At 42.0% G+C, this 16624-nt stretch carries 13 protein-coding genes; 9 read left to right on the top strand and 4 right to left on the bottom strand.

Annotated elements, in window-relative coordinates; all coding sequences use genetic code 11:
- Window positions 1–154: 154 nt before the first annotated feature.
- The 8 genes from fucP (at window position 155) to L1264_RS04080 (ending at window position 9834) form a co-directional block, all read left to right on the top strand.
- Window positions 155–1444 (top strand): L-fucose:H+ symporter permease, encoded by a 1290-nt coding sequence (gene fucP / locus L1264_RS04115; protein WP_199526809.1) that lies wholly within the window; start codon window positions 155–157, stop codon window positions 1442–1444.
- 80 nt (window positions 1445–1524) lie between these two features.
- Complete coding sequence (locus L1264_RS04110) at window positions 1525–1875, top strand: hypothetical protein (RefSeq protein ID WP_199526831.1); 351 nt, start codon at window positions 1525–1527, stop codon at window positions 1873–1875.
- On the top strand, window positions 1875–2255 hold the full coding sequence (locus L1264_RS04105) for a hypothetical protein (protein ID WP_135925735.1): 381 nt from the start codon (window positions 1875–1877) through the stop codon (window positions 2253–2255). Before L1264_RS04110 ends, L1264_RS04105 begins: the two co-directional genes overlap by 1 nt.
- 84 nt (window positions 2256–2339) lie before the next feature.
- Window positions 2340–3095, top strand: a complete 756-nt coding sequence (locus tag L1264_RS04100; RefSeq protein ID WP_199526808.1) for a substrate-binding periplasmic protein — start codon at window positions 2340–2342, stop codon at window positions 3093–3095.
- A gap of 3 nt (window positions 3096–3098) precedes the next feature.
- Window positions 3099–5315, top strand: coding sequence for a tetratricopeptide repeat protein (locus L1264_RS04095; RefSeq protein WP_235403669.1), 2217 nt, complete (start codon window positions 3099–3101; stop codon window positions 5313–5315).
- A 156-nt stretch (window positions 5316–5471) separates the two neighbouring features.
- Window positions 5472–7355 (top strand): propionyl-CoA synthetase, encoded by a 1884-nt coding sequence (locus tag L1264_RS04090; protein ID WP_199526806.1) that lies wholly within the window; start codon window positions 5472–5474, stop codon window positions 7353–7355.
- 113 nt (window positions 7356–7468) lie between these two features.
- The gene (locus L1264_RS04085; protein ID WP_199526805.1) at window positions 7469–9136 is read left to right on the top strand and encodes an asparagine synthase-related protein; all 1668 of its coding nucleotides are present in this window, start codon (window positions 7469–7471) and stop codon (window positions 9134–9136) included.
- 128 nt (window positions 9137–9264) lie between these two features.
- The gene (locus L1264_RS04080) at window positions 9265–9834 is read left to right on the top strand and encodes a DUF2799 domain-containing protein (protein ID WP_235403668.1); all 570 of its coding nucleotides are present in this window, start codon (window positions 9265–9267) and stop codon (window positions 9832–9834) included.
- Here L1264_RS04080 and L1264_RS04075 read toward each other — a convergent pair.
- Both L1264_RS04075 and L1264_RS04070 read right to left on the bottom strand, forming a co-directional pair.
- Complete coding sequence (locus L1264_RS04075) at window positions 9820–11502, bottom strand: sensor domain-containing diguanylate cyclase (protein WP_199526803.1); 1683 nt, start codon at window positions 11500–11502, stop codon at window positions 9820–9822. The two genes, L1264_RS04080 and L1264_RS04075, sit on opposite strands and share 15 nt — an antisense overlap.
- A gap of 110 nt (window positions 11503–11612) precedes the next feature.
- Window positions 11613–12929, bottom strand: coding sequence for a DASH family cryptochrome (locus L1264_RS04070; protein ID WP_199526802.1), 1317 nt, complete (start codon window positions 12927–12929; stop codon window positions 11613–11615).
- Window positions 12930–13165: 236 nt separating this feature from the next.
- Here L1264_RS04070 and L1264_RS04065 point away from each other — a divergent pair, with 236 nt between their 5' ends.
- Window positions 13166–14803: a hypothetical protein gene (locus L1264_RS04065; RefSeq protein WP_199526801.1), complete on the top strand. Its 1638-nt coding sequence runs from the start codon at window positions 13166–13168 to the stop codon at window positions 14801–14803.
- Here L1264_RS04065 and L1264_RS04060 read toward each other — a convergent pair.
- A complete protein-coding gene (locus tag L1264_RS04060) occupies window positions 14800–15273 on the bottom strand; it encodes a VOC family protein (protein WP_138624797.1) in 474 nt (157 codons plus the stop codon). The genes L1264_RS04065 and L1264_RS04060 overlap by 4 nt on opposite strands.
- A 68-nt stretch (window positions 15274–15341) precedes the next feature.
- Window positions 15342–16598: an MFS transporter gene (locus L1264_RS04055; RefSeq protein ID WP_199526800.1), complete on the bottom strand. Its 1257-nt coding sequence runs from the start codon at window positions 16596–16598 to the stop codon at window positions 15342–15344.
- Window positions 16599–16624 lie beyond the last annotated feature (26 nt).

Raw genomic sequence — 16624 nt, 5'->3', positions numbered from 1 at the left:
AACATCCTTCTTGATACAACCTGATAAGCGGCCTATTAGACCTGTTTGGAGTACTATCTACCAGTCAAAATAATAAATCAACTAGGTTGATTTATTATTTGTAGTCGTTAATACTGTCGGCCACAACAATATGAACACATTAATCTGGTGAACTATGCAAACACAGTCCGCTATTGTATCGCGCCAAATGCTATGGCCTTTTATTCTGCTTACAATTTGCTTTGCTGCTTGGGGCACTGCAGCCAATATGACAGACCCATTAGTGAAAGTTTTTAGCAAAACATTTTCGATGAGTGCCTTGCAATCAGCATTGGTGCAGTTTAGTTATTATGGCGCTTATTTTTGCCTAGCTTTACCGGCGGCCATGATCAATAGACGGTTTAATTATAAAACGGGGCTGTTAGTAGGTTTAGCCATGGCCGCCTGTGGTGCTTTATTGTTTTACCCTGCTAGCCAAACCATGCTCTATAGTCACTTTTTATTGGCCTTGTTTATACTTGCAGGTGGTTTATCTATTTTAGAGACCTCTGCAAATCCCTATGTCATGCAGTTAGGATGCGAGCAAACAGCAACCCGCAGACTTAACCTGGCACAAGCTTTCAACCCCGTTGGGACTAATATTGGTGTGTTTTTGGCGGCGACGTTGATCTTACCAAACTTAAATCAAGCCGATAGTGCAAGCCGTGCTTTGATGAATGAGGCACAATTAAAAGCCGTTGTTAGTGCTGAACTCGATGCTGTGATGGTGCCGTATGTGGGCATGGCCTGTTGTTTAATCTTGCTATGGCTATGTATCTTCTTTAGCCGCTCTCCTGCAACAGAAACAAAAGTAGCAGCGCAGCCATGCAAACTTAAAAAGACCTTTCAACATTTGTATCAAAACAAGCATTATCGATTTGGTGTGCTGGCACAATTTTTTAATGTTGGCGCTCAAACCTGTGTATGGACCTACACCATTGGCTACACCATGGAAGCACTTAACACCACAGAGGTGACTGGTGGCCAAGTATTACAATATTCGATGTTGGTATTTTTAGTATCTCGCTTCATTATGACATGGCTCATGCGCTTTATAAGCGGCGCTAAATTACTGCGTTTTATGGCTTTAGTTGCAGCTGTACTTTGTTTTATTGTTGCAACGCAAGTTAACTTAATGGGCGTAGTCGCACTTGTTGCTATTTCGAGCTGTCTATCTTTGATGTTTCCGACCATTTACGGCACAGCACTTGAAGGTCTGGGTGAAGATGCAAAAGTGGGTGCAGCAGGCTTAGTAATGGCTATTTTAGGAGGCGCATTTTTACCGCTGATCCAAGCCGCAACCATAGATGCCTTTAACACTGCGGTTTCGTTTGTTGTACCACTTGTTTGCTTTTTAATTGTTGCTTTGTATGGTCACCATACCAAAGTAGCAGCAATACCCGCCAAAGCGGAGTTGCAGGACTAAACGCATCAATGAGATAATGCACCTCGTTTACCTACTTAAGCGAGGTGTATCGTCAATTAATGGCACATATTACATTTTTCATGGTCAAGTTTTTGGCCTTTTCTGTTGGCTGTTTTGCCTGCTTTTTACTTCATGACCAAGCTAATGTTGCCCTTGTTTTATCTGCCGCAGTTACTGGGTTAGTTGGCACATTCATTCCTTTTCCTGCTCGTTTTGGTAATCACCCATATGCAGCCATATACGCTGGCAGCTTTGCTGGCATGTGCTCATCAAGTTTAATCAACAGCTACTGGGAACTGAGCTTTATCTCTTTAATTGGTGCCAGCCTTTACGTATTAACTATGAATCTATTTGCAGGTTTTGGTGGTCGTCTTGGTAGCGTTGCTTTTGCCAGTGTAGCGCTTTATATGCTGGCAAAAGGGGTCTTTTAATGGATTTATTTATTGCTATTACCGCTTTATTAGGAGCCTACTCAACGTACTTTTTAGCGCATCATAATCGCTTTGATGGCATCCGTGCATCAGCGGCTACCAGCATTATTGCATTTAGTGTCTTGAGCCTTTTATCTGTTGATGTGGAGCTCTACAGCGTGGCTTTCTTTGGCGGGACTTTCATTGGCATGAGCGCACCAAAGCGCTTTGGTATCTTCACGTTAGCCATTTCTTCGTTACTATTTGCAATGTTGTTTGAATACTTAGTGCCACGTTTGCATGGCTACGGCGGCGCACTTGGCGTAAGCGCATTTTTATCTGTATGTGTTTGTCATATAGGAATTTTACTGGGTGCTCCTCGCAGTAAAAAAAGTAACTAAATCTTACGCAGCAGCTAAAAACCTATACCTTTTCACTAATATTAATTAATATGTTAATAACTTGTTTAAGGATAAAGGGTCTTTATGCTGCTCCGCTCATTTATGATTGCTACCCTGCTTTGTTTCATCAGTTGTGCGACGGCTGCGAAAACACTGACCTTTCTTGCCGAAGATTTACCACCGTACCATTTTAAAAATCAGCAAGGCGAAGCAGACGGTGCGCTTGTTGAAGTAGTAAAAACAGCTCTGATAAGCGCAAACATCTCCGGCGAATTCAGAATTATGCCAATGGCACGGGCTTTTTATGAGCTTGAAAACAATCCAAACATGTTAATGATTTCGTTACTAAAAAATCCAGCTCGTGAAAGCCGGTTTAAGTGGTTAGCACAAACCTATTTTTCAGATGCTTATTTAGTGGATCTATCGAGTAAAAGCCACAAAATATTTAGCTTAAAGCAAGCCCAGCAGTACCGTGTAGCGACTATTCGAGGCTATTCAAGTGAACATTATTTGAAGCAAGCGGGATTTAATGAAGATAAAAACTTGGTGCTAGTCAGTCATTACCATCAACTTTGGCAATTGCTTGAAAAAGAGCGCATCGACTTTGTGCTTACCAACACTCTAACCTTGCAAAACGAACTGGCATTATCTGGAGTTGACCCTAGTGACATTCATAAAAGCCTGCACTTAGACGACTTTCCTTCAGGCCTTTACCTCGCTGCAAACCTTAATATAGACAAACAACTCGCTATACAATTAACTGATGCAGTTAAAGCTTTAAAGCAAAGCGGTCAATACCAAGCAATTTTACAAAAATGGCAGTTGCCTTTACCCAAATAAAAAATGAAAAATACTCCATTATTTTACAAAAGCTTAGCTTTGGCTTGCGCCCTTAGCTGCCTATCGTTAAGCATCTTTGCAATAACTCCTGAACAGGCTCAAGAAAAACTAAACGAAGCACAATTGCTACGTAACAGTGATCCAAGCCAAGCAACGGATATATTTGAGCAGTTAACTAACGATACAACCCTCATCAATCAGCCACAGATCATTCAAGAAGCGCTCGAATCGTTGGCGTTTATGAATGTAAGCAATGGCGATTATGACCAAGCACTGAGCTATGCAGAGCAACTACTAGATTACGGACAAACACAAAATAATCAGGTTGTAACGGTGCGAGCAATGCTTATTCAGGGTTACGCACAAGGTAGAAAAAGTAACTTTCTTACTGCAGAGCAGCACTACCGAGATGCATTATCCATTGCCAAAGAGATACAAGATTCTATGCTGATAGCCCAGTCTTATGAGCGATTAGCAGCTATTTTACGCTGGCAAGATAAATACATAGCTGCTCTAAGCGAAGCACAAAAAGCAGTCAATATTTTACGCGAGTTCGATGACGAAAAATCGTATGCATCTGCGCTACAAAACTTAGGTATTATTGAAGCCATTATTGGCGATCACAATGCGGCGCTTGCTAATTTAACTTTATCATTTTCTTTGCATCAAAAACTTGATGATAAAAAAGGCATTGCAGATGCGCTTTATGAAATTGGCGAAGTTTATCGACGTATGGGTGACAATGCTCAGTCGTTAAAGCACTTTAAAATGTCTCACGTGTTGGATTTAGAAATTGGCTCCAAAGTCGATATTGGTAATAGTGCCATGAAAGTTGGCTATGCTGCACTTAAACAAGGTGAACTTGCTACAGCCACGGATTACGCTGAGAAGTCGATTAGCTATTATCAACAATCATCTTCAAACACAGGGCTATGTCGCTCGTATAATTTAATGGCGTTAATTGCTTTACAACAAGGCAACATTAGTGAAGCGCAAGCATATATTGATCGCGCTTTAGCAATCGCTACTGACTATAATTTTCGATCACACTTAGTGTCTTTAGGGATCACTCAAACACGCATCTATCAAGCCCTTGATGATCATTCAAAAGCTATTAAAACCGCAGAGCAAGCTTTAAAACAGGCTGACGAACTGCATGATGTTGAAGATCAAATCAGCTTAAATAAACTACTCACTGACTCTTACCTTGCATTACAACTGTATAAACAAGCATTTGAATCGCAAAGCCGCTATCAAACCCTTGAAGATAATACCGGTAAAAATCAGCACGACTTAACCGTGGCCGCAATGCAAAGCCAAGTGGCTTTTATGCGAAATCAGCAAGAAATCAATCAATTGAGTGCTGATAAGCAAATTCAAGCCGCCCAACTAAGCGAAAGTGAATGGCAATTTAAAGCGTGGTTACTGGGCTTAAGCTGCGTGATTTTACTGATATCAGGCTTTGGCTACCGCTCATTTAAAAAGCGTAAACTTGCCAGCGAACGAGCACAGCTACTCCAAGAAGTTGTTGATAAAAAGAACCGCTTACTAGCCGATGTATCTCATGAAATTCGCACGCCACTCACAGCACTACAATTGCAAGTTGAAGCATTGCAATACAATATCGCCAAAGACGTTGATGCCTCTTACGATGCAATTAATCGAAAACTCACCGATATCAATATACTGATCCGTGATATCCATCAACTAGCACAAGCAGATTCAGATAGCCTGTACCTTAACTTAAAACCCTACTTACTTGCTGATGTATTATCCGTTTGGCAACAAGACTTTACTGCTTTTGTAGAAAACAAAGGCTTTGAATTTACTTGTAACATTCGCGTTGCTGCTGATATCAAGGTGACATGGGATATCGATAAAATTAAGCAAGTACTGACGAACCTTTTATCAAACAGTACTTTTTATACTGATAAACCCGGAAAAATTAAATTTATAGCAATGGCCTCAGAGCAGAGTATTACTTTTAGTATTGAAGATACCCCACCCGGCGTTACCGACAATCAGTTAGTTGAAATATTCGAACGCTTATACCGCGTTGATAAGTCGCGCAGCCGTCAAACGGGGGGCTCAGGCCTTGGACTGGCGATTTGTAAAAGCCTGATTGAAACACACAAAGGCACTATAAAAGCTGAGCACAGTGAGTTAGGTGGCGTTAAGATCCTCATTTGCTTACCGCTTATTAGTGAACAACAGGTTTAGTATCACAACTCCCTGGAATCGCCCCTAAACCGGGCGGTTTCATTACATCTAGCCCAATTAATGCCGACCAAGGTCGCATATTATTTAATCAAAAACCGCCCTATATTTTTTAGTACGTTGTACAAATCTCTCACTAAAAAGTATAGGAGCCTCACAATGGCGGGCGAATATCAACAACAATATCAACAGTTCCAGCGCGATCCGGGTCAGTTCTGGCTTGAGCAAAGTAAACGAATTCCTTGGTTTAAAGAGCCAAGTGCTCCTTACCAATATGACGATAATGATTTTTACCATTGGTTTGCCGATGGTCAGCTAAACACTTGTTACCTAGCCCTCGACCAACATGTCGAGGCAGGCTATGGCGACCAAACTGCACTGATTTACGACTCCCCTGTTACCAATACCAAACAACAATACACTTATGGCGAGTTACAAATTCAGGTAGCTAAATTTGCAGGGCTCATGCAATCCCTTGGCGTAAGCAAAGGTGACCGCGTAGTCATTTATATGCCAATGATCCCACAAGCGGTTATTGGTATGCTGGCATGTGCGCGCCTCGGTGCCATTCACTCCGTTGTATTTGGTGGTTTTGCACCGCACGAACTCGCGGTGCGTATTGATGATGCAAAGCCTAAGCTTGTGCTTACTGCGTCTTGCGGGGTCGAAATCAATCATGTGATTGAATATAAGCCACTGCTTGATGAAGCACTCGACAACGCCAAGCATGCTGTTGAACACTGTATTGTATTTCAGCGTGAACAAGCCATCGCCGAGATGCAAGATGGCCGAGACATCGATTGGCAATCAGCCTCTGAGGCAGCAAGTGCAGTCGATGCAGTACCTGTTGCAGGTGATGACCCGCTTTATATTCTTTACACATCAGGCACTACAGGAACTCCTAAAGGGGTGGTTCGAGAAAACGGGGGTCACGCAGTTGCAATGCATTACAGCATGGAAACCGTATATGGCATGAAACCCGGTGAGGTATTTTGGGCAGCTTCTGATATTGGCTGGGTAGTTGGTCACTCGTACATTGTATATGCGCCGCTCATTTATCGCTGTGCCACCGTACTTTACGAAGGCAAACCCATTAGAACCCCAGATGCCAGTGCGTTTTGGCGTGTTGTCGAAGATTATAAAGTCAGCGCCTTATTCAGTGCTCCTACTGCGTTTCGCGCAATTAAAAAAGAAGACCCTAACGCTGAGGGCTTTAAACAATACAACACCTCAAGTTTAAAGCGTTTATTTTTGGCCGGCGAGCGCCTCGATCCACCCACTTATGAGTGGCTAAAAGACAAAACGGGCTTGCCCGTACTCGACCACTGGTGGCAAACAGAAACAGGTTGGGCAATTGCGTGTAACCCAATTGGTATTGAACAACTTGCCACTAAACCGGGCAGCTCTACTGTACCGACACCGGGCTTTGATGTACAAATTCTTGATATGAACGGTGAGCAGTGTGCAGCAAACGAAAGCGGCGCTGTAGTTATTAAACTGCCTTTACCTCCTGGCTGTTTACCTACAATTTGGCAAAACAATGAACGCTTTCAAGCGGGCTATTTAAGTGAATACCCGGGTTATTACCTCTCTGGTGATGGCGGCTATATTGATGACGATGGGTATCTATTTATTATGGGTCGTACCGACGATGTGATTAACGTTGCAGGTCATCGCTTATCAACCGGTGAAATGGAAGAGATTGTAGCAGCCCACCCTGCTGTTGCTGAATGCGCAGTATTTGGGGTTAATGATGCACTCAAAGGGCAACTACCCATGGCAATGATTGTGCTCAAAGATGATTACCTTGGCGATAGCAAAGAAGTCGAGCAACAATTAGTTCACTCGGTAAGAAATCAAATTGGCGCCATTGCCTGCTTAAAAAACATTTTGCATGTTGAGCGCCTCCCAAAAACCCGCTCAGGGAAAATACTCAGAAAGAACCTACGCCAATTGGTCGATGGAGAAGAACTACAAATTCCATCTACCATTGATGATGCAAGTATTTTTGATGAGATCAACCAACAACTTAACAATCGCTGATCTGCGTTTGTAATTTTGTAATGTTACCCAAAGGCCTTGTTTAAGGCCTTTATTCGTTTTGGCCTATGGCTTGCAATTTTACTAGTAAGTTAGCAAACGAAAAGGTGGTTAACATGGCTGTTATCGCAGGTTATATCCAATTCAATGAATTAGGCAAAACAGAATTTCATTATATTAATCAAATAGCTGATGTGTTTAATCGCTATAAAAAAGCAGATGTTAAGCGCTTTGATTGTGATAATGGAGCTATTTTTCAATATGATTTTGATGCATACCAACAAGCGAGTTGGTTGCAAACTGAGTCGCAAATTGCAACGCTGATTGGTCATCCCTTACTCAGTAGCTCGCGCAGTGATGATTTAAAAGCCATGGCCAATACAGCTTCGCTCAACACCTGCTTACAGCAATGTGAAGGGGTATTTAGCTTTTGCCAGTTTAATAGCCAATTAGGCAGCTTAGTACTTGCCACCGACCCACTTGGCTTAAAACCATTTTACACCTTAAAAACGGCGCAAGGCTTACTGTTTTCAACCAACTTGGGGATATTTAAACAACTGAGTATTGAGCTTGAAAGCGATGCCGAAGCACTCACAGAGCTTGCTGTACTTGGTTACCCGCTATTAGATCACACGCCTTACAAAAACATTAAATGCTCATACCCAGGCGAAGTATTACGTTTTGATGCCAGCCACGGCGTGGTAAAACAACGTTACTTTGATTGGGTCGCCCTTGCCAAACAAAACCGAGAAGTGACCGATGCAATTGAAGGCGTTACTCAGGCCTTTCGCAGTGTTGTAACAAAAGCGATGCACACCGATAAAAAAGTGCTCAGTACCCTGTCGGGCGGCTTAGATTCACGGTTAATTAACTGCGAGCTATTACGCCAAGGGGTTCAGCTAAAGTCGTTTAATTTTTCGCAATCAGATAGCCAAGATCTCTACTGCGCAAAACAATATGCTTCGCAAAATGCCCTTAAACTTGAAGTAGTGCAAGTACGCGACACACAAAAGCTCTCTGTTGAGCAGCGCCTTGGCAAATACTGGCGCAAAGCACATCACAATGAATATAAAACCGTTTCAAGACCACAAATTAGTTGGTCTGGTAATGGCGGCAGTGTTGGCTTAGGTGCGGTGTTTTATGGCGACGCTATTTATGCTGCGGCAAAAGAAAACAATCTTGATAAACTCATTCAAGCTTATTTAGATCAGCAGTACGCTTATTTGCCAAAGTCAGTGGTACATAATGCATCTGCACTACAGCAAAAACTAATTGATAACCTAAAACTTAGTTTTAAACCCTTGGCTGAATTGCCACTCGAAAAAGCATTTCAATTGTTTTTGCTACTCAATGATCAACACCATCATTTGAGCATTCCAAACGAGCAAGTATGCGAGTTTAAAATGGAGTTCTTTCATCCGTTTTATTCGTGGAAAGTGCTGCAATATCCTTTAGCAGTCTCTGTTGAATATGTTCGTAAGCACCGTTTTTATCAGCGCTGGCTGAAAACCAGTTATCCGCGTGCCATGCTTGCACCATGGCAAGCCTATCCGGGCCATATGCCCTGCCCAATCAAAGTAAACTACCAGTCGCAGTGGCAATTTAACAATAACAACCTGATGCGTTTTGGTGAGCTGTTTAAGCTATGGTACGAGATCATGCGCTTTGACCGTCATCAGCTTATAAAACGCAGTCACTTTACCGCGTTATGTATATTGCAATTAGTACATTTAAAAAATGCACAGCCAAATATTCGCATCGCCCAGCGGTTCTGTCAGTGGTGATGGATACTAATCGGCAATAATACTTAATCATGTGAAGGCATTGTTATGAAATACAAAAACAACTTTCTAAAAAATAATATTTCAGGCTAGAATCAAGTCAGTTATTAATAGTTCAAGCTGAAATTTCAATGAGAAAATGGATCCTTGCCCTGCTTCCTTTAACCGTATTAGCAGGCTGTACCTCGGTAAGTAAAGATGAATGTTTACAAGCCAATTGGCATGGTATTGGTTATAAGCATGGTGCAGATGGCACTGAGTATCGTGATGGCATAGATGCCTTATCACAATGCAGCGAATATGGCGTAAGTGCCAATATTGCTGAATATAAAGTGGGATATGATCAGGGTCTGGCGGTGTATTGTGAGCCCGAAAATGGCTTTACCCTTGGCATGCAAGGCGCATCTTACAATGGCGTTTGTAACAGCACTGCTTTTCGTGAAGCATGGCAAGAAGGCAATGATAGGTACGAAGTACAGCAAAGACTGATATACATTGATGAGCGAATTAACGACATTGACCGCCGCTTAAAAGATATTCGCGCAGAGCTAAATAGCAACCAGCTTGATAATGGCCAGCAAAAAGAGCTTTATCGAGAACGCAAAGATTTAGAAAACGAACGCAAAGATTTACGCAAAGAGCGCGCCTTACTACCGCTTTTAAATAAACTACCTAGCGTCGAAATATCAACCGAGTGGTAACGATTTGTTCTTTAGCTTCATTTTATACATTTGCTCGTCAGCTGAGGCGAGCAACTGTTTGGCATTTTTACCATCCTCTGGAAACATCGCAATACCAAAACTTGCACTAACGGGTAACAATGTTGCGTAACGCTTGGCAACTGCTTCAACCGCTTTTTGACAGCGCTCGGCAATATCCTGACAAACAAAGCGTTTTGCTAAGGTCGGCAGTAGAATAACAAATTCGTCCCCGCCAATACGCGCCAACACATCATTATCTCTTAACTGTAATGAAAGTTGCTCACTGATATCTAACAGTAAATTATCGCCCTTTTCATGGCCAAAAGTATCATTAACAAGTTTGAAGTTATCGAGGTCTATATAGATTAACGAAAAGTGATTATGCTCAACGGGCGCTTGCATTGAAAATGCATTCAATTGAATATCTAAGCCGCGTCGGTTTAGTAATTTAGTTAATGGGTCTTGATTGACTAATTCACTTAATAATTGTCTGTTTGCCACCTCTTGGGAAATATCATCAAATGCGCCAATGTAATGACTTACATTGCCGCTGTCATCATATAAAGCATCAATCGATAATAACTCAGGAAAGACCTCGCCTGATTTACGTTTATTCCACACTTCTCCTTGCCAAGAGCCATCAGCAAGTAATGTCTGCCACATAGATTTGAAAAACTCACAAGGATGACGGCTAGAAGATAAAATGGCAGGGTTTTTTCCTAAAACTTCAGATTTTTTAAATCCCGTTATTTGTTCGAAAGCAGGGTTTACATCAACAATTTTAGGTTCTGAGGTGGTGATTATGATGCCTCTACTGGTTGTCGAAAAAACTGCTGTGAGTAGTTTTATTTGCTCGTTATTTTTAATTTCTTCGCTAACATCTTCTAAATACCCATTCCACTCAACACTTCCATCTTTATGTGCTACAGGTGAAGACTTGCCTTCAACCCATATTAATCCCTTGGTTGGATGATTAACCCGAAAAACCTCATGCCAATCGTCTAAACTAACGCGTGACCGCACAACACTTTTGTAAATACGTTCATAATCATCTGGATGAACTGTGTCTGTTAAGATACTGGCTGATTGTTTTATTTCTTCAGGTGTACACCCATAAATATCAACCACCTTAGTTGTTGCAAAAGGAAATGATGCATGGCCTTGCTCATCAATTACAAATTGATAAACAAACCCGGGAAGATTGTCAGTAAAGGTTTGTAGCTTAGCGTGCAAAAACTCTATTTCACGTTCTTTGAGCCATTGTTCTGTAATATCAATGTGAACCCCTAGCATCCATTCAGGATTACCTGCTTCATCCCAGCTTTGCACCTTACCTTTATCAAGCACCTTTACCCAGTGCCCTTTTTTATGCTTCATACGAACGTCACAAATATAACGCTCAGACTCACCACGAAAGTGAGCATTAAGAAGCTTTTCTGAATTTTCTAAATCATCTGGGTGGGCTAAATTCATCCATGTTTCTATCGATACAGGCTTTAATTCGTCTAAGGTGAAGCCAACGATTTTAGCCCACTTATCATTAAAAATTGTTTCGCCGGTTTGTATATTCCAAAGCCAAATGCCTGCATCACTGCCATCAAGAATTAATTGAGCCACATCTAAACCTAGCTTAGATTTGACCGTCTCATAGCCTTCACTAAATATCATAGTTTTCCTTGCTCGCTAACCCAATGGCACCAATCAAGCCTCTATATTTATATTAGTTAACAAACAATAAAACCTCTAACAGAGTAGGCAAGTATATTGATCTACAACAGCTAAGTGGCTATTGGCCAATCAGCTGCATCGACAACATCAATAAGCTCAGAGACTGTAACATCACCTTGCCATTTTCGAATGTAACGAGCCAAAGGATCATACAGCGCTGTTTGCTTATTAATATGAAAGTGCCGCCCTCCTCTGGGGTCAACACCGACACCCGCAATGTATTGCCAATTCCCCCAATTAGCTGCTACATCATAATCAATGAGCTGTTGCTCGAAATAAGCCGCACCATAGCGCCAATCAAGCTCAAGTTCGTTGACCAAACAACTTGCCGCAATTTGGCGCGAGCGATTAGAAATATAGCCTGTCGCATTAAGCTCATGCATTATTGCGTTCACCAAAGCAAACGGCGTGCGGCCTTGGCACCACGCCTCAAAGCGCTGACTATTAAAGGTAGTCAGAGGCGCGCTTTGCTTTTGCCCTTTAAAATGGAATAGTTTTGCACCAGCCTGTACTGCATGCCACTTAAAGTATTCGCGCCACAGTAATTCGAACTTTATCCAATAACTAGACTCATTCGCCCCGTTTTTAAGCTCATATACTTCAACCTCTCTGTACAGCTGTTTTGCGCTAATTGTGCCACCAGCGAGCCATACACTGAACTTGGTACTGTTACTAAAACCATCTAACTCGTTACGCGTTTCTTTATAACTGCTTGGCGCTTTAGACGAAAAATATGCATTGCAATGCTGCTGAGCTGCAATTAAACCACCTTTAAAACTGCCTGAGTGAGCAGGAACATCATCTATAGCTTGCTCAGGACATAGCTGAACTGGGTGAGGCAAAAGGCTTACCGCTGGCAAAGGCGCTGCTATAAAGGTTGGCTCAGCTTCTACCTTGTTACGAAAAGCAGTAAAGTTTTTTGGGAGGTTATCAAGTTGAAAAGGCAAGTCACTTGCCTTGAACAAGGTATCTTGCTGATAGGTTTTCACCGTCACATGTGGGCATAATGCTTTGATTTTATTGAGCTGCTTTTGCTCGTAAACACCAACCTGCTCAGTACAAACCAATGTTTCAATTTCATATTTTTGCAATCGCTGACTAATTACTTGCTCAGGCTCACCAGTGATCACATGCAGTGTTTGCCCAAGCTTCTCAACTGTTTGTGCAAATGCCGCGAGACTCTCACGTAAAAAGTTGAATTTATGCGTACCAAACGATTTCGACTGATAGTTAGTTTGCCTAAACCAGCGTGGTTCAATCACAAACACTAAATCAAGCTCACCATCAAAATCAGCTAACTCAGATAGAATTTCATTGTCGACTAGGCGTAAATCATTTTGCAGCCAATATAAAACACGCTTTTTCATTACTTACTCTATTAGAAACCTTAAGAAATCATACGTAAGCCAGCTATTACACGATTAATTTCGCCTCAGTTGATTATCATATCCCTTATTAATCATAGCGTTACAATCTTCAATCAAGTTTAAGTTTTAGTTAAGTTTTTCTTAAGTTAGCGATTTTATGCTGAGAACTGTAAAGAATTTAAAGGTTGATAAAGCAAATCGCTGCGTCTCCTTGGTATTTAGTAGGCATAACAAAGATGAATAAAATAACCTCCGTTTTATTATTTTCATGCACTGCTACAGGGACAGTTTATGCAAAAGAACCTTTAAGCTTAGATGTTGTTTGTGAAGTAAAAAGCAAACCTACAACTGAGTTGAGTGAAGATAAAGACATCTTCGTTGATAAACTCAACATTGATACACACACGATTTTTGACCCCAATGATCCTGAAACGACAGCATTGCATCGCTTTATCAATTGGCTACATATTGATACCAAGAAAAACGTAATCAGCGAACAGATAACCTTTAAAGAAGGCGACCAAGTTAGCGAACGCCAGCTTCAAGAAGCAGAGCGCATCCTACGCGGCAAAAAATACTTAAGAGATGCCAAAATTAGCTATACAAACGACTGCCTTGAAGATGAGCCACGCGTGGTGCAAATCGATACCTGGGATACCTGGAGTTTATTACCAACCATTAATTTTGGCCGTAGTAGCGGCAATAATAAATACAGCTTAGGTTTTAAAGAAGAAAACTTTTTAGGCTACGGTATTCGCGCATCATTAAAGTATAAATCAGATCATGAACGCTCAGGCTACCACTCAGTGCTGCAAATGCCAGTGCCTTGGCAGCCTCATGCAACCCTCACTTTACAAGCTGATGATTACGATGACGGGCAAGTCTTTTTAGTGGATTATCATCAGCCTTTTTATCAACGCAGCAGTGACGCACTAATGCGCTACTTTGCACAATCTCAAAAGCAAAAAAGTTATATCTATCAAAATGGCATGACTCGTTCAGAGTTTTTTACTGATGAATTAATCGCCCAGTTTGCTTACGGCGGAATTTTATCGCAAGACAGCCAGCAAACCTTCCACTGGCTTGCTGGGATTGATTACCAAGATGTCAGCTACCGCCCTTTTGAAACAGAGCCTTTACTTGCAGGCCTTAACGATTACACCATTGCAGCGCCTTGGGTCGGATTACATTGGATAGAGGACAATTACGCCGTATTGCACGATATTGACCTAATAAACCACAACGAAGACGTTAACCTCGGCTGGGAGCTAAATTCAAAGTTTGCCATCGATACCGTAAATTTTGGCCAAGGCTTTTTATTTGATACAAACCTTACCAAAGCGTGGTTTAACAATAACGCCTTGTATCGATTTGCCGCTGGAATCAAAGGCAATGTCGGAACTGAGCTTGATGACCGCTTAGCTATCTATTCAAAAGCACAAATGAACTATCGCTGGTCAGACTCATTTGCTTTTTATGCGCATGTAAATGGTCATTGGCAAAATCATGAATTTGCTGATAAACCGCTGGCTGTTGGCGGTGAAGAAGGCATGCGTGGCTTCCCAGAAAGTTACCAACATGGTACTTCAAGCGTAAAAGCGACGGCTGAACTAAGAATGTACCCTAATATTAATTTGTATCAGTTCGTAGATGTAGGCTTTGTTGGCTTTGTTGATGTTGGGCAGGCATTTGGCAGCACTGAAACTGCGAATATTTCAGATTCAATGCTAACCAGTGCGGGTGTGGGTATTCGCCTATATTCATCGCGCTCAAGTAACGATAACGTTATCCATATCGACTTTAGTACGCCACTTGGCAGTTACCAAGACGTTGATTCATGGCAAATAGGAATGTCGGTTGAAACAACTTTTTAAGCATCTTGCTCTTTGCTCATAAGCTCACTCATTCGCTGCATCAGCTCTTGCTCACTGAGGTCTTCTTTGTGTGTGCCTATAGTCCAAATATGGCCAAAAGGGTCTTCTAAAGTCCCTGATCTGTCGCCATAAAATTGATCATGCACGGGGCGCAGCTCTTTCGCGCCAAGCGACAAGGCTTTAGCAAAAACAGCATCGACATCTTCAACATACAGCATAATGCTCACCGGTGTACCGCCAAGTTGTTGCGGCGACTTAAATTGCACATCAGGGCAATTATCAGAAAGCATAATATGAGAATCGGCAATTTTTATTTCAGCATGCGCCACTCCACCATCAGGCAGAGGCATTTGCATTACAAGTTCAGCAGCAAAAGCTTGTTTGTAGAACTCTATCGCCTTAGTGGCACCTTCAATAACCAAATACGGGGTTACCGCATGGAAACCTTTTGGGATTGCAGAAACAGCCATGTTACACCTCAACGTTAAATGTGTGAGTTATAAAGGTAGCAGCTGTTGTGCAATTTCACGTTATAAATTTACTTTGATAATGAGTTTGCAAAATCTGGTCTGGGTAGCTTTTCGAGTATGGCGTATAAGTAAATCACCACAAGGCAAAGCCCTCCCGCGACAAAAAACAAGGTTGGGCCATCGTAATAATCTAAAATTAAACCGCCACCGAGCGGCGCTAAAGCAAACCCTAAATCGTAAAACGAAGCCGCGCCGAAGTAAGCTCCACGTAAATGAGATGGCGCGAGCCTATCGAGGTGCACGTTCATCGTCGGAAATAAAATGGTTTCGGCCAAACTCATCACCACTATTGCACCAATCCAGCCCCAAAATAAATCGATCGGATTAAGTGCTAGCCAAAACTGCGACACCATTAATAGCACTAAACCAATTTGAATTCGCACCGTTAGGTTAAATCGTGCCATCATTTTTAACAGCAAAAATTGGCTTGAAATGATCACCAACGCATTGGTAAATATCAGCGCAGAAATCAATCCAAGTAGGTCGGGTGCCTCTGCACGAGTGAGGTATTGTATGAGTGAACTATCCATTTGCGCATAAATAAACATGCACAAAATATTGGCTAAAATTAAACATTGCAGCAGTTTATCAGCAAATAAAATACGTAAGATTTGCTTGCCCTGTACAGCTGGTTTTTTCTCTTCGGGCTCGTCAATTGCGGCAGTATTTTTTGCGGCTTTATCACTAAAATTAAAGCCCCAAACAAGTAGCACCAATAAAATAGCAAATGCTACTGCGGTAATATAAAAGCTCGACTGCTCACCAGTTAAACCTAGCCATACCCCAGCTAATGGCCCCACCGCACAGCCCACATTTACAATAAAGTACAGCGACTGCATGGCCAGCTCGCGAGTTTGTGCATCATCAATAATATCGCCAATCGCCGCGCTGGTTAATGGTCGCCAAAGTGCGGTTGCTATCGAGCATAAGGTCATCACAATCACATACCCTGCTACCGTTTCTACCTCAGCTAACAACGAGAAAGAAATGATATACAGCACGCCAGTAATGTACATCAGCGTATGCCGGCCCACTTTATCTGATAGGCTGCTACCAATAAAACTGGTGAACACCGAAATCACGGCAGCACTGGTAAGTACCAAACCGACTTCAGTCGCCGATAACGCAAACTTTTCGTACAAGATCACCGCAAGAAATGGCCACACCATGTAATAACTGCCACGGGTAATAAACGAGCCAAATAAGAAGATCCACATAAGCACAGGAAATTGCTTAAAGCGCGCTAAAGCGATATCTGAATTCATTACTAAAATTTTAATTGTGATGGTTA

It is taken from the genome of Pseudoalteromonas sp. APAL1, from assembly GCF_021532475.1.
GTDB lineage: Bacteria > Pseudomonadota > Gammaproteobacteria > Enterobacterales > Alteromonadaceae > Pseudoalteromonas > Pseudoalteromonas lipolytica_C.
The sequence above is the reverse complement of the archived record's forward strand: the minus strand, read 5'-3'. Positions and strand labels throughout refer to the sequence as shown.